The 15,169-nt window shown below is 54.9% G+C and carries 13 protein-coding genes; 4 read left to right on the top strand and 9 right to left on the bottom strand.

Features of this window, described 5'->3' with window-relative positions:
• Window positions 1-4 precede the first annotated feature (4 nt).
• Window positions 5-934, bottom strand: a complete 930-nt coding sequence (fmt, locus tag ABIE64_RS18085; protein ID WP_354378180.1) for a methionyl-tRNA formyltransferase — start codon at window positions 932-934, stop codon at window positions 5-7.
• A gap of 75 nt (window positions 935-1,009) precedes the next feature.
• Here fmt and ABIE64_RS18080 point away from each other — a divergent pair, with 75 nt between their 5' ends.
• Window positions 1,010-1,996: a methyltransferase type 12 gene (locus ABIE64_RS18080; RefSeq protein WP_354378179.1), complete on the top strand. Its 987-nt coding sequence runs from the start codon at window positions 1,010-1,012 to the stop codon at window positions 1,994-1,996.
• Window positions 1,997-2,041: 45 nt separating this feature from the next.
• Here the strand turns inward: ABIE64_RS18080 and def are convergent, their stop codons facing one another.
• Together def and ABIE64_RS18070 are read right to left on the bottom strand one after the other, a co-directional pair.
• Window positions 2,042-2,560, bottom strand: coding sequence for a peptide deformylase (gene def, locus ABIE64_RS18075; RefSeq protein ID WP_037989353.1), 519 nt, complete (start codon window positions 2,558-2,560; stop codon window positions 2,042-2,044).
• Between the two features lie 117 nt (window positions 2,561-2,677).
• Window positions 2,678-4,138 carry a DNA recombination protein RmuC gene (locus tag ABIE64_RS18070; protein ID WP_354378178.1) on the bottom strand — a complete coding sequence of 487 codons (1,461 nt, stop codon included), beginning with the start codon at window positions 4,136-4,138 and terminating at the stop codon, window positions 2,678-2,680.
• Window positions 4,139-4,672: 534 nt separating this feature from the next.
• On the opposite strand from ABIE64_RS18070, the gene acs reads away from it, so the two are divergent.
• The 3 genes from acs to ABIE64_RS18055 all read left to right on the top strand — a co-directional run bounded on the left by acs (window position 4,673) and on the right by ABIE64_RS18055 (window position 9,338).
• Window positions 4,673-6,619 carry an acetate--CoA ligase gene (gene acs, locus ABIE64_RS18065; protein ID WP_007088284.1) on the top strand — a complete coding sequence of 649 codons (1,947 nt, stop codon included), beginning with the start codon at window positions 4,673-4,675 and terminating at the stop codon, window positions 6,617-6,619.
• A 358-nt stretch (window positions 6,620-6,977) separates the two neighbouring features.
• Window positions 6,978-8,468, top strand: coding sequence for a SulP family inorganic anion transporter (locus ABIE64_RS18060; RefSeq protein ID WP_007088285.1), 1,491 nt, complete (start codon window positions 6,978-6,980; stop codon window positions 8,466-8,468).
• A 15-nt stretch (window positions 8,469-8,483) separates the two neighbouring features.
• Window positions 8,484-9,338, top strand: a complete 855-nt coding sequence (locus ABIE64_RS18055) for a universal stress protein (protein ID WP_354378177.1) — start codon at window positions 8,484-8,486, stop codon at window positions 9,336-9,338.
• Window positions 9,339-9,462: 124 nt separating this feature from the next.
• Here the strand turns inward: ABIE64_RS18055 and ABIE64_RS18050 are convergent, their stop codons facing one another.
• From ABIE64_RS18050 to hslO, 6 genes are all read right to left on the bottom strand, one after another.
• Entirely contained in the window at window positions 9,463-10,335 is an 873-nt protein-coding gene (locus ABIE64_RS18050; protein WP_354378176.1) for an anti-sigma factor family protein, read from the bottom strand.
• Window positions 10,332-10,871 carry an RNA polymerase sigma factor gene (locus ABIE64_RS18045; protein WP_037992063.1) on the bottom strand — a complete coding sequence of 180 codons (540 nt, stop codon included), beginning with the start codon at window positions 10,869-10,871 and terminating at the stop codon, window positions 10,332-10,334. Before ABIE64_RS18045 ends, ABIE64_RS18050 begins: the two co-directional genes overlap by 4 nt.
• 201 nt (window positions 10,872-11,072) lie before the next feature.
• On the bottom strand, window positions 11,073-12,578 hold the full coding sequence (locus ABIE64_RS18040; protein WP_354378175.1) for a YVTN family beta-propeller repeat protein: 1,506 nt from the start codon (window positions 12,576-12,578) through the stop codon (window positions 11,073-11,075).
• Window positions 12,579-12,759: 181 nt separating this feature from the next.
• Window positions 12,760-13,266, bottom strand: coding sequence for a DUF305 domain-containing protein (locus tag ABIE64_RS18035; RefSeq protein ID WP_007088290.1), 507 nt, complete (start codon window positions 13,264-13,266; stop codon window positions 12,760-12,762).
• A 163-nt stretch (window positions 13,267-13,429) separates the two neighbouring features.
• Window positions 13,430-14,026, bottom strand: a complete 597-nt coding sequence (locus tag ABIE64_RS18030; RefSeq protein WP_354378174.1) for a hypothetical protein — start codon at window positions 14,024-14,026, stop codon at window positions 13,430-13,432.
• Window positions 14,027-14,142: 116 nt separating this feature from the next.
• On the bottom strand, window positions 14,143-15,096 hold the full coding sequence (hslO, locus tag ABIE64_RS18025) for an Hsp33 family molecular chaperone HslO (protein WP_007088292.1): 954 nt from the start codon (window positions 15,094-15,096) through the stop codon (window positions 14,143-14,145).
• Between the last annotated feature and the right edge of the window lie 73 nt (window positions 15,097-15,169).

Below are 15,169 nucleotides of genomic sequence, written 5' to 3'. Positions count from 1 at the left end.
GGACTTAGCCCTGCAAAACCACGCCCTTGGCAAGCTTGTCATAGCCGCGCAACACCGCATCGGTATCCATAACTGCCTTGCCCGGCCGTTGAATGCGGGTCGGGCGCAATGCACCGGTGCCGCACGCAATCGTCAGATTATCGTCAAGGATGGTGCCCGCCGGACCGGTCTGGTCGGTAACGATGGCGGCCTGCACCTTGATACGTTCCTTGCCAAATTCGAAATAGGCACCCGGCCATGGGGTAAATGCGCGGATCTTGCGTTCAAGTGCCGCAGCATCATCGGTGAAATCAAGCTTTGCCTCTGATTTTTCAAGCTTGGCAGCGTAGGTCACGCCGTCTTCAGGCTGTTTGGTTGCCCGTAATCCACCGACCGGAAGCTTTTCAAGCGCCTCGACAATCAGTTTGCCCCCCAGCTCGGCAAGATCGTCATGCAGGGCATTGGCATAAGTTTCGGACGTGATCGGAATATCACCGACCAACAGCATGTCACCGGTATCAAGCCCGACATCCATCTGCATGATGGTCACACCGGTCTTGTCATCCCCCGCCAGTATGGCGCGCTGGATCGGGGCCGCACCACGCCAGCGCGGCAAAAGGGACGCATGAATGTTCAGACAACCATATTTCGGCGCATCGAGAATAGCCTTTGGCAGGATCAGGCCATAGGCCGCGACCACCGCAACATCAAGATCAAGGTCGGCAAAGGCCTGTTTCTGGTCATCTGATTTCAGGGAAACAGGCGTGCGGACCTCGATCCCCTGTTCTTGCGCCCATGCATGAACCGGGGTCGGCGTTTCCTTTTGCCCGCGACCGGCCGGGCGTGGCGGCTGGGAATAGACGCAGACAATATCATGACCGGCTGCGACCAGTTGCTTTAACGCCACAAGGGCAAAATCCGGAGTTCCCATAAAGGCAATGCGCAGCTTGGTCATCGGTCACGTCCATTCATCACAATGTCGGGGGTATTTTTCGATTACTGGTCGGCAATTTGGCGCTATCTTGTGGAAATGACAAGCCAAGCCTTTCCCGAGCCGCGCAAATACCCGGTCGAACATATATGGCATGCAGACTGGAGCATTGCTGCCAAATCCCGATGGGTCGCCAAAGCACGTCGCAATACATCCGGGTGGCTGATTTATGCGATCGAGCCGGTCGGACTGTTAAACCAGTTTCGCCAGTCACTTTCACAATACGGTCGGGACCACGCCCTTTGGCTTGGTCTTGATATGCCGGTCGGCTTTGTCGATCACTGGTATGATGGCGCAAATATTCAAGATTTTAAATCTTTGTTGGATATTATTTTCACTGGCAAATGGGATAGTTTTTCCGACGTCTGTACAAACCCGGACGAAATCACCCATCACAGACCGTTCTATCCCAAAACAGCCCGCGTAAAAGGCAGCGTAAAGCGTGAACATCTTGCAGATGCCCTTGGTCTATCAAGCTTTGATAAGCTTTATCGCCTGTGCGAAGGTGCCACCTATCACCGCCCCGCCGCCTGCCCGTCTTTCTGGACCCTTGGTGCCAATCAGGTTGGCAAAGCAATGTTGCACGGGCTCGAACATCTGATCACTCCCGGCTATCGCGATGGATTTAACATATGGCCCTTTACTGGTGATCTTTCGACATGCTGCCAACAGAACGGCGTAACCCTGATTGAAACCTATCCCGGTGAAATCTATGGCTGGCTCGGTATTGATGAGGTGACCAAATCAAATCATAAAAGCCGTACTCTGGCTGTTGCGGCCCTGATCGACTATGCCGTGGGAAATGGAATTGAAATAAACACCGCAGTTGCGGCCGACATCAAATCAGGTTTCGGCCCTGACGAGGGCAAGGACGATGCGTTTGATGCGCTGGTCGGAGCCCTGGGACTGATCCGCATTGCCGATGGCAAACATCCCGAATATCTGCCTGATCGCCCGATCATCCGCAAACGCGAAGGCTGGATCATCGGAATGGATATCGGCTCCCTCAAACCGCGCGCAAAATGAAAGGGCCGATCATACGGCCCTTCTTAAGACTGAAAACTGATCGACTCAGGCAGACTTTTTCGTCTTTTGCAGCTTCTGCACCTTTTTCAGGATCATGTTGCGCTTAAGCGCACTGAGATAATCCGTGAACAGAATGCCATCAAGGTGATCAAGTTCATGCTGGATGCAGGTGGCGAGCAGGCCATCGGCCTCAATTTCATGCTCCTTGCCGTTTTCATCCAGATAGCGCAGGCCAACTTCGGCAGGGCGTTCGACATCGGCATATTGTTCCGGGATCGACAGGCAGCCTTCCTGATAGACAGATGTATCCTCGGATTCCCAGATGATTTCCGGGTTCACGAGTTTCAGCGGCTGGGGCTTTTCCTTGTCATCGGACACATCCATGACAACCACCCGCTTCATCACGCCGATCTGGGGTGCGGCAAGGCCGATACCCGGTGCCGCATACATGGTTTCAAGCATGTCATCGAGCAATTCACGGATTTCGTCATTCACCTCTGCCACCTCTTCGCATTCCTGCTTAAGGCGGGGATCGGGAACAATGAGAATGTCGCGCAGGGCCATGTGTCTTTTGTCCGGTCTGGAAATCTATGCATTCATCGCATTATAGCGAAATCAGCGCTTCGAGATAAGGTTTCGTCGCAGCTTAGTCAAGCAAACAGCCCTGCACTTACGCGCAACTCACCCATGATCGGTAGCGGTATGGGGCGTTTCATCGTCATCATCATCGGTTTGGGCCGTCAAAACATCAGAAGGTGCGCCAAGCAATTCGGTTTTGGTGATTTCACGCACATGGGTTTCAGCATGAAGTGGTTCTTCGATGGTGCGGTCGTCGGCAACGATATGCTTTTCCTTGAGCTTGCGCGCTGAAACCAGAACCGTTCCTTCAAGCGTGCCAAGAGTCTTGTTGTAGTTTTTGACCGTGCTTTCAAGCGACTTGCCCATCAAGGCAAAGTTTTTGGCAAGGGTCCCCAGACGATCAAAAAGCTGCTGACCGATTTCGCTGATATCGCGGGCATTTTCGGCCAAGGCTTCCTGGCGCCAGCCATAGGCCACGGCCTTCAGAAGTCCCAACAAGGTTGTCGGGGTCGCCAGAATGACACCATCGCGGAAGCTGTCTTCGATCAGGCGGGGGTCTCGTTCAAGGGCCGCCGAAAAGAAGCTTTCGCCCGGCAGAAACAGAACAACAAATTCGGGCGAATCGACCGATTTCCAATAGGATTTTTTTGACAGGTCGGAAATCACCTTGCGCACATTGGTCACATAGGTGCCCATCAGGGCCTCACGACGGATGTCGTCGTGCTTTTCATCGATCGCCTCAAGATAGGCCGATGTCGGGGCCTTGGCATCGACGACGATGTTTTTACCACCCGGCAAATGAATGACCATATCGGGCTTCTGCGCGCCTTCGTCGGTATTGAAATGCACCTGTTCTTCGAAATCGCAATGTTTGAGCATGCCGGCCAGCTCAACGATCCGGCGCAGCTGCAATTCACCCCATTTGCCTGATACCGACGAACTAGACCGCAGGGCAGAGCTTAACGTCTGGGTTTCCTTGGACAGACGGGTTTGCGATTCAACCAGCTGGCCGACCTGATTACGCAATTCGCCATAAGCTTCCTTGCGCGAATTTTCCAGTTCATTGACCTTGGTATCAAACGCCTGCAAACGTTCCTGAATCGGTTTGACGAGGCTGTCGATGGCCTGCTGGCGTTTTTCCAGATCGCCTTTGGCCCCTTCCTGCATGCGCGAGAAATTCTCACGTGCCAGCTTCATGAACTCGTCATTGTTGACTTTAAGCGCGTCAGACGACAATGCCTTGAAGCTATCAAGCAGTTTGGTGCGCGCATCATCAAGCATCGCGAGCTTTTCGGTGGTGGCTTCGCGCTCTTTTTCCAGTCTGGTTTCGGCAATGGCGCGCTTTTCGGATTCTTCGGAAAGCCGGTTACGCGTGGTTGCCAATTCGTTTGCCAGTTCACGCCGGGTTGCATCGACCTGATCGAGTTGTGCCGCCAGCAAGGCGGTTCGCGACTCTGCCTCTGCCATCACGGCTTCTTTGGTGCGTTTGACCATCAGCACACTGAAAACCAGTGCGACGACAAGTGCCGCAATTGCGCCCGCTGCAAGAGAGATCGGATCCATATTCCCACCGTTTGGTTATAGCCTGATTTCTTTGTATCTGTTTTGTTCCATTAAATCCAGAACGCAACCGATTTGATATATCGCTGTGAAACGTCGCAAAACGTCAGATCGTGACTGGCGAAATCGCAATAATATGACTATGTTTCAATTACCTACTTCGGGGAATGCTCGTTTGTCAGCATCGAGACAGGATTGCTGGGATGGATTGGTTGTGTTGCAACAATGCATCCAAACGCAAGGCAGGGAAATCAGGACGGTGCCGCGGCAGTTGCGCGCCATTTTGCCCCCCGTCTTAAGTTGTATTCCCTGAAATCCATCAGCGCACTAGCATAGGGCGCAAGCGACAGGAACCGATTTACGCCATATCGACCGGATGATGTTGCATCGCCCGTTCGGTTGTCCCGCACCAATTATTGCGACCGCGAAAACCGGTACCTGAAACGCACAAGAATATCGCACCGGCCCAAAGACCTTTCAGCGGGCAGGTAACCGGTGCGAACGTACAGACAACAGGAAACGAACAAGAGGCCACATATGTCTGCGAACGTTTATCCCGTATCCGACGACATCGCGAAGGGCGCGCTGATCGACAAGGCAAAATACGACGCCATGTACAAGCAGTCGGTCGAAGACCCCGAAGGCTTCTGGGGCGAACATGGCAAACGCATCGACTGGATCAAGCCGTTTACCAAGGTCAAGAATGTCAGCTTTGACACCAAGGACCTTTATATCAAATGGTATGAAGACGGTACGCTGAACGTTGCGGCCAACTGCCTTGATCGTCATCTGGCAAAACGCGGTGATCAGACCGCGATCATTTTCGAAGGCGACGATCCGTCCGTTTCCGAACATATCACCTATAAAGACCTGCATGAACGTGTCTGCCGGTTTGCCAACGCGCTTAAATCGATGGGTGTGGGCAAGGGCGACCGCGTTGTCATTTATCTGCCGATGATCCCGGCCGCAGCGGTTTCGATGCTGGCCTGCGCGCGCATCGGTGCGATCCATTCCATCGTATTTGGCGGCTTTTCGCCCGAAGCATTGGCCGGCCGCGTTGAAGATTGCGGTGCGAAGGTTGTCATCACATCGGATGAAGGTCTTCGTGGCGGGCGCGGTGTACCGCTGAAGCGCAATGCAGACGAAGCGCTTTCGCATCCGGGTGTGAAATCCGTCGAAAAGCTTGTTGTCGTCAAGCACACCGGCAAGGACATTGCGTGGAACGATGCCCGCGACGTCTGGTATCACGAGGTCTGCGAGGCAGCATCCCCTGATTGCCCGCCGACCGAGGTCAATGCCGAAGACCCGCTTTTCGTTCTGTATACGTCGGGTTCGACCGGCAAGCCAAAGGGCGTTTTGCATACGTCGGGCGGTTACCTTGTTTACGCATCAATGACCCATCAGTATGTCTTTGATTATCACGAAGGCGATATTTACTGGTGTACGGCCGATGTTGGCTGGGTCACCGGGCACAGCTATATCGTTTATGGCCCGCTGGCCAATGGTGCGACGACCCTGATGTTTGAAGGCGTGCCGAGCTATCCGGATGCATCGCGTTTCTGGCAGGTGTGCGAGAAGCACAAGGTCAATATCTTCTATACCGCGCCAACCGCGATCCGTGCCCTGATGCGCGAAGGCGAAAGCTGGGTCAACAAGGCGGATCTTTCGTCCCTGCGTATCCTTGGTTCGGTGGGTGAGCCGATCAACCCCGAGGCATGGGAATGGTATCACGAGCATGTCGGCAAACGGAAATGCCCGATTGTCGATACCTGGTGGCAGACCGAAACCGGCGGCATCCTGATTACGCCGCTTCCGGGTGCGACCGACCTTAAACCGGGGTCGGCAACGCTTCCGTTCTTTGGTGTGCAGCCCGCCCTTCTGGATAATGAAGGCAAGGAACTTGCCGGCGCTACCGATGGCAACCTTGTGATCAAGGATAGCTGGCCGGGGCAGATGCGCACGGTTTATGGCGATCATGAACGGTTCATCCAGACCTATTTCAGCACATTCGCCAATGTCTATACCACCGGTGACGGTGCACGGCGGGACGAAGATGGTTATTACTGGATCACGGGCCGCGTTGATGACGTGATCAACGTTTCAGGCCACCGGATGGGCACCGCCGAGGTTGAAAGTGCACTGGTCGCACATTCCAAGGTGGCCGAGGCCGCCGTGGTCGGTGTTCCCCACGACATCAAGGGACAGGGCATCTATGCTTATGTCACGCTGAATGCCGGTGAAGAACCGACCGAAGAACTGCGCAAGGAACTGGTTCAGTGGGTGCGCAAGGAAATCGGCCCGATTGCCAGCCCCGATTATATCCAGTGGTCGCCGGGTCTTCCGAAAACCCGTTCGGGCAAAATCATGCGCCGTATCCTGCGCAAGATTGCGGCGAATGAATATGACCAGCTTGGCGATACATCGACCCTTGCCGATCCGGGCGTGGTGGATGATCTGATCGAAAACCGTCAGAATCGTAAATAGAATTTCAGGCCCAACCTGTTGATGCACAAAGACCCCGCTTTGATTTAAGCGGGGTCTTTTACGTTGGATCACAGCACTTTACCCGCAGCCTTCCAATATTGTTGGTTGTGCCGGTTCTGGAATTCCTTTAAATAGGCTGCGTTGCGACGCAGCAAAACTTGTTTATCCTTTGACGGACACGGGGCCGATGTAAGAACTGTTTCGATAATTCCTGCTTGCGACCGGGCTGTATCAACAGCGCCGATGTTACCGCGTGGCAGTGACGAAACAGCTTTCCGCCCCACTTTTTATTCCCTGATCATATAACAGAAACCCGTCTGCCGGATTGCTGGCGGACTGCGAGACTGGAGTTAAGCCTGTGAACACCGATTTCCTTCCGCAATTGCGGACCGAATGGTTTGGCAATATTCGCGGCGATATCCTCGCCGGGATTGTCGTTGCCCTTGCCCTGATCCCCGAGGCCATCGCCTTTTCGATCATTGCCGGGGTCGACCCGAAGATCGGACTTTATGCGTCCTTCTCGATTGCCGTGATTACCGCAATTGTCGGCGGGCGACCGGGCATGATTTCAGCCGCTACCGCCGCGACTGCTGTACTTATGGTTACGCTCGTGCGCGATTACGGTCTTGAATATCTGCTGGCGGCTACCGTATTGGCCGGATTGTTACAGATCGGGGCCGGATTGCTTCGGCTGGGTTATGTCATGCGGTTTGTCTCTAAATCCGTGATGACCGGTTTTGTCAACGCCTTGGCCATCCTGATTTTCATGGCACAGTTGCCCGAATTGACCAATGTCACCTGGGTGACTTATGTGATGGTTGCGGGCGGACTTGCCATTATCTATCTGTTCCCGCGCATTACCAAAGCAATCCCGTCACCCTTGGTTTGTATCGTTGTACTGACGGTGATTTCGCTGTTTATCAATGCCGATCTGCGAACCGTGGGTGATATGGGCGAACTGCCTTCGACCCTGCCGGTCTTCCTGATCCCCGACATTCCGCTGAACCTTGAAACCCTGATGATCATTCTGCCCTATTCGGCGGCTGTTGCGGTTGTCGGTTTGCTCGAAAGTCTGATGACGGCCCAGATCGTCGATGATCTGACCGATACACCGTCCAACAAGAACCGCGAATGCATCGGCCAGGGCATTGCCAATACCGCCACCGGCTTTATCGGCGGCATGGCGGGCTGCGCGATGATCGGGCAATCCGTGATCAATGTGAAATCGGGCGGGCGCGGACGTTTATCGACATTTGTTGCCGGGGTTTTCCTGCTTTTCATGATCGTCGTGTTAAGCGATATCGTCAGCATCATTCCGATGGCAGCCCTTGTTGCGATCATGATCATGGTCTCGATCGGAACATTCAGTTGGTCCTCGATCAAAAACCTTCGTGACCATCCGAGAAGCTCGTCCATCGTGATGCTGGCAACCGTGGTAACGGTCGTCGCGACCCATAACCTTGCGATTGGCGTTTTGATCGGGGTTTTGCTGTCCGGCATTTTCTTTGCGTGGAAGATTTCGCAGATTTTCCGCGTGTCCAGCACACTTTCACAAGACGGTACGCATCGGACCTATAACGTCGAAGGGCAGGTTTTCTTTGCCTCTGCCGATGATTTCACCGCGGCATTCAATTTCAAGGAAGCGCTGGACAAGGTCACGATTGATGTCAGCCATGCGCATATCTGGGACATTTCAAGTGTTGCGGCCCTTGATATGGTCGTGCTGAAATTCCGCCGTGAAGGGGCCGAAGTCGAATTGATCGGTCTCAATGAAGCCAGCGAAACAATTGTCGATAAACTGGCCATACATGACAAGCCCGGCGCTTTTGAACGCCTGATGGGCCATTAGGGAAGGGGACGATCAATGACACATCTGATCGCACTGATCGACGGATCGAGCTATTCGCAAAGCGTTCGCGACCTGACCTGCTGGGTAGCGGAACGCACCGAAGCATCGGTTGAGCTGATGCATGTGCTGGGCCGTCGCGGCGTGGGCTCCGAACCCGCCGACCTTAGTGGTAACCTCAAACTTGGCGCACGTAGCGCCCTTTTGCAGGAACTGGCCGACCTTGATGAACAAAAGGCCAAGCTAGAGCTAAAACGCGGGCGGCTGTTGCTTGAAGAAGCCAAATCGGGCCTTGAAGAAGCCGGACTTTCATCCGTTACCTCCAAGCTTCGTCATGGCGATCTGATTGACGCAATTGGCGAGTTTGAAGGCGATGCCGACCTGATCATCATTGGCAAGCGGGGCGAGGCCGCCGATTTTGCCAAACTGCATCTGGGATCAAATCTTGAACGGGTTGTCCGGTCCGCGACCAAACCGGTTCTGGTCGCGTCGCGCGCATTCAAGCCGATCAACAAGTTCCTGATTGCGTTTGACGGCGGCGAAAGTGCGATGAAGGCCGTGCGCCACATTGCGGGTGGCAAGCTGTTTACCGGACTTCCGTGCGTCTTGCTGTGCGTTGGCAAACCAACAGATAGCCTTCAGGAAAAGCTTGATGACGCGGCGACCATTTTGCGCAAGGCAGGATTCGATGTTGACGCCGGTTTCGAGGCCGGTGAACCCGAAGACGTGATCAAAAACCGGATCGAGGCGGATGGCATCGACCTTCTGATCATGGGCGCATACGGCCATTCGCGCATCCGCAACCTGATCATCGGCAGCACCACCACCGAAATGGTTCGGTCCTGCCATGTGCCGGTAATGATGTTCCGCTAAATGACTGATCGGGCAGCAGCGAACGCAGTCGTTGCTAAGCGCGCTGTTCTGGCCTCTATCACCGGCCCGGATGCCGGACTGTGTAAAACGGTCCTGCATCCGGTATTCGTCAACCCGTCCCGGCCTATGCCGGGGTTGTTAGCTGTTTGCGCATTTGATCGGCAACCGGGTGCAACAGGTCATCGGAAAGCGGCCCGACCACACTGTAACCCGTGCCCATCGATGCCCAGGAAAAACCGGTGACACCATCGGCATGATGTTCCTGCATCGGGGCATTCTGGTCAGCCTGCATCGGTCGGGCCAGCATCACCAGACGCACCCCCTGATCATCATCATACATCAGCATTGCCGCCGGGCCGTGATCGGTAGCGACAACACGCCCGCCCATAAACCGGTATCCATCCGCCGTCAGATCGGGTACATGCAAATTCATTCCGACCCGATCACTGATCCAGCGCAGCAAATCATCGGTTTTATCCGCCCGGATTTCGACCGGCCGGTTGCGATCTCGGGCATAGGCGACATAGCTGGCCGATGCCTCGCGTGCTAAAGCACCAATCCCTTCAGACGCCGACAATGCCGTCAAAACCGGCACATCGGGATTTTGCACAAATCCGTGCAATCCCCATCCGGCCCCGCCACCAACACACAGCAAAGCAATCGCGGCTGCCGCCCCCTGCCAACCGCCAAACCACGCAATCCGACCGCCCGCATTCCCGTCCTGAAATCCATCCTGACGGTGATCGGTTACCGACTTGCCGTCATGACGGCGGTTTTCGATCAGGTGATGCAAATTCAATTGCGATGGCACCGGTTCATCGGCTACCGGGGCAAAAGCCACGCGCATCAGGTCGCGATGCCGGGCATAGGCATCAACCCGTCTGGCAATATCGGGATGCTGCGCGATATAGGCCGCCACCGCATCGTGGCGCGCCCCATCAAGCGCACCATCAACAAAAGCATGCAGATCGTCTTCTGAAATGGGACTGTGGCTCATTTGACCCTCCGCAAATTTGGGGTGCTTTGACGATCCCCGTTGTTCCGCCTGTCACCATCCAGAATCTGGCGCAATCTTTCTCGCCCGCGTGACAGACGCGACATAACCGTCCCTAACGGTATATCCAGCACCTTTGCCGTTTCTGCATAGGACAGATCTTCGATCGATACCAGCAGCAGAATGCTGCGCTGATCATCGGGAAGGGTTGCAATCGCGCCCATCACATCCTGATAATGCAGGCTGTTTTCCTGTGTGCCGTCATGGGCAAATGCGGTTTCGACCGTATCATCAAGAGCGATATGCGGTCCGCGATACCGGTTTTGACGCCAGTAATTGACCGCTAGATTATGCAGGATGGTAAACATCCATGTGCGTGTGTTGCCATCGTCGCGGCGCTGGTGCCAGCGGCTGATGGCGCGTTCCAGACAATCCTGTACCAGATCATCGGCCTGCGCGCGATCACCGCAAAGGGCACGCGCATATCGCCGAAGGGCCGGGATCAGCGGTTCTATCCGCCGGATCATGTCATCATGCATTCCTATCGTCCTGTGACAGGGGCGTGTTGTGGCACTGGTAATTCTTGTGCTGGGGCCAGACACCTCCATTGCCAATACGGTGCCGGGCATCTGGCAATGAGGGACACCAAACGGATTGCAGGACAAATAATGCAATCCGTTTCGTATATAATCCGTTTCACCCCGGCCCGCATCGGAACCGGGGTGAAATACCATATGGGGTCAGTCGGCCTGAACCTGCACCGGTGCGCCAATACCATCGGCGGTTTTCGGGGCCACTACCAGATAACGTTTGGGCTGCTCATCCTCGCCCTTGACCAACTGGCGGATCGGACCAAGCGCATTGACAATACTTGCCCCGGTCGGGTTGGCCTTGAAATTCGACAGGGCCTGCAATGTTCCGCTGCCATCCGGATTGCCCGCCAGTGCAAGGACGTATTCCTTGCCTGGTTCCAGACCGGTGACCGAGGCCTGCACCACCTGTGTCAGGCCCTGATCAAACAGCGACACGTTGCTGGGTGCCGAACCATCCCTGGCCCCGCCAACCGCACGCAATGACAGCTGCACCGAATTGTCCGTTGCCTTCAGCGGTTCCAGATTGTCGGTTCCCGTCCCTTCGGTTACCGCACCGGGGACATAGGCAATGGCCTGCGGGGCCTGACCGACAGGAATGGATGCAATCACCTTGTTGGTGGCGGTATCAATCGCCATCAGCTGGTCATCGTTTTCAATCCCAACATATACCCGCGATCCATCGCCAGATGGCCACAGACCATGGGGCAGCCGCCCGACCGGAATGGTCGCCACCTGTTCAAAGGTTTCCGTATCAAACACCTTGACCTGATTAAGGCCACCAATCGTGACATAGGCAAAATTACCCTTGGCCGTGCGGGCAAAGTTTACATGGTTGGTAATCGGGCCGGTATCAATCGTCTTGATCACATCAAAGGGCGGTTTGGCATCAAATATCTGTACTTTGCCCACATCCTTCAGGGTGAACCACACCTGACTGCCGTCGGGGTTGGCGGCAATGTTCGGGCAGAACGGGCTGGCCTGCTTCACATGGCCGACGATCTTGTGATCGGCCACCGAAACCACGAGTGTTTCCGGATTGAAAGACGAACAGATATAGCCATATTTCCCATCGGGTGAGAAAATCTGCATGCCCGGACCGGCAGGGGTCTGGATACGGGTTTTGGGTTCGAATGTCTTGGCATCCAGCACCTGAACATAATCCTCACCGCGGATGGTCACCCAGATTTCACTACCATCGGGTGTGAAAAAGGTTTCATGCGGGGACCGGCCCAGATAGGTGGTGTGCAGGACAGTGTTGTCATGGGTGTTGATAAAACTGATGGCGTTGCTGCCGACCGCGACAACCGCCAGCGTTTTGCCATCGGGCGAAAATCCCAAGCCATGCACCAGCAACTGCCCGCGATACAGCGGGCTGAGGTTGCGCGGCTGCGGATCGCCAAGGCGCAGCACGCCCAGCAATTTATTATCGGCAGGGTCAATCACCGACACTGTATTTGAAAACTGGTCGGCGGAATAAACCCGATCCTGATGGCCCAGCACCCGGTCGGGGCTGGCCGCCGGATAGGGGGCCTGTCCGGCGAGAACGATGGCGGAACTGCCCGCCAAAAGCGTGCAGACCATAAGGGTTCTGGCCATAAGGGTTCTGGCCATAAGGGTTCTGGCCATAAGGGTTCTGGCAAAAATATTCTTCATGAGTACTCCTTGGCGTAAGGCGACTTACCCTGCCCTTGGTTGCTCCTGACCAGGGGCGGAGATATGGCGCACGGAAATGCAGCAGGCGTAGAAATATATCGAAGAAAGGCAATAGGCAGGTAACAGGCGGCCAATGTTAGACGGTGAACGGTTGCCACTGCGCAGGCATGGGCATTCGTGGTTAACGAGTCGATGCCGGGGCCGAAGGCGGCAATTCCGCCCCGATGGCGAGATACATCGCAACAATTTCCTGTTGCTGGGTCACAATGATTTCCTGACACAGGCGTTTGAGCTGCGTATTGCCGGCATAAGGCAGATAGGCCGCGCACATATCAATTGCCCCCTGATGATGCGGGACCATCATGACCACAAAATCCCGATCAATATCGCCGGTCGGCGCGACATTCATATCAGCCATCATCTTGTCCATGGCGGCCGCATTTTTTGCCAGAAACGGCTTTTCATGTTCGGGAATATCAGCCGATGCGCTTTCGGGCATGGTATGCCCGCTATGGGCTTCGTGATCATCACGGGGCATTGAACCCTGTTTGCTATGATCAACACCGTTATGGGCATTGGCGACAATAGCCATGCCGACAATTCCGGCAACCGACATACAGGCAAATACGCCAAACGCCATGATGCGGCGCGCAACAAAGGAACGGGGCGAAAACGAAGCGTGGGACATCGGGGGACCTCTATGTTCGATGACGACATAAAGGTTAGACAGCTGGCAGGCCCAATTATTCCCAGATGCTGGAAAAAATTTTGAAAAATCAAATCATCATATAAAAACCCCGACAGCCACAACGCTATCGGGGTTTTGTGTAGGGATTTGAAAAAGCCGGAAATCAGCGCAACAGGAAACGTCCGAGATTGGCGTTGATCTGGCGTTCCAGTTCACGATCAAGGTCCATCAGGAGCGTTGCGGTTTCGTCATAGACCGCCTTTTCACGTTCGGCGACGGACATCGATTCCGCGAGGGTCCGGGTGCGAACTGCGGTTGCAGCAACTTCACCCTTCTGGGTGCCGTTCGGATCAAGGACTTCAAGCTTGGCCGAAACTTTCATTTCGACCTTTTCGGACTGATCATCGGTAAAAACACCCGAAAAACCCTTCTTCGTCTTAAGCACGCTTGAGGTAATTGATGCCTCCGTCACGCTATAACGCAAAACATCACTGGTGCCTGCCGTCTGGATGCGGTCATCAGGCCAGTTCATCGCCATCTTGCCAAGGCTGAACGGCAGATAGCTCTCAAGGTTGTTGTCACCCCCGGCCGGATAGGCCGCCACTTTTTCAATCGGCCCGGCTGCAAATACAATCGGGTCGAGATGGCGCCAGGTCACATCGGGATAGGTTTGCACCGGTGCGCTGGTACAGGCCGCCAGAAGAGCGACAACCGCACCCGCCAGGGCCATGCGCATTCCATTGATGGACAATGCCTTCATCAAGTCTTTCTCCTGCCTCAAATAAAAACGCCACCATACCTTTGTGTGGGCATGGTGACGTTGCTTGATGATTAAGGCAAGGCTGTGACGATCAAAAACCGCCCCGATGCAGAAACTTATGCATCCTCGCCGGATTTGAGCGCACGCAGATCGGCCTCGTTAAAGCCGTATCGCGTATTGCAGAACTGGCAGGAAACCGCGACTTCGCCGCTGTCGGGTTCGCGCATATCCAGAAGTTCTTCAAGCGGATAGGATACAAGCGCGCCTTCGATCTTCTGGCGCGAACAACGGCATTTGAACTGCAACGCTGTCTGATCAAACACACGCGGTTCTTCGTCATGGAACAGACGCCAGATCAGGTCATGGGCGGATAGCGAAATATCGACCAGTTCGTTTTCGGTCGCACTTGCCATCAGGATCTTGGAGCGGTTCCAGTCCTCGGTGATTTTTTCTGCTTCTTCCGGGGTTGCCGCATCGCCCGAAGCACTGGCCGGAAGACGCTGCAGGAACAGACCACCAACCCACCAGTCATTGGCCTGTTCACCCTGATGGACTTCAAGCTTGAAGGAAGCTTCGATCTGTTCGGATTGACGGAAATAGGCCTCGGCACATTCCGCAAGCGTATTGCCTTCCAGCGAGACAATACCCTGATAGCGTTCATGATCACCGCCCTGGTCCACGGTGAAAGCGATGTGGCCATGCCCCATCAGCTTGTGCACCTGTCCGCGCAGGGCGTCTTCACCGCCGTCTTCGGCTGCAATCATGGTGCTGAGGCGGTCTTCGTCAACACGCGCACAGGCGCGAATGTTGCCATCGCTATCGACGTCGACAACCATCATGCCAATCGGACCATCAGACGAGGTCTGAAGGGTGAAAAGGCCTTCGTATTTCAGCGCCGAGGACAGCAGGACAGCCAGCCCGATGATTTCGCCCAGCAGATGATTTGCAAGCGACGGATAGCTGTGCTGACCGATGATGGTCTGCACCGTCGGGCCAAGCCGTGCGAAACGGCCGCGAATATTGGAATGATCCAGCGTGAAGGGCTGACAAAAATCGACAGCGATCTGCATTTTCGGGTTCCGCGTTTTTACGTGTTCCGGGGCGTATAACAACAGCAGAACCGCATTGTCCAGCCATGTCACG

Source organism: Thalassospira sp. MBR-102 (assembly GCF_040549275.1).
GTDB lineage: Bacteria > Pseudomonadota > Alphaproteobacteria > Rhodospirillales > Thalassospiraceae > Thalassospira > Thalassospira xiamenensis.
Note: the sequence above shows the minus strand (reverse complement) of the source record. Positions and strands in the feature narration are given on the sequence as shown.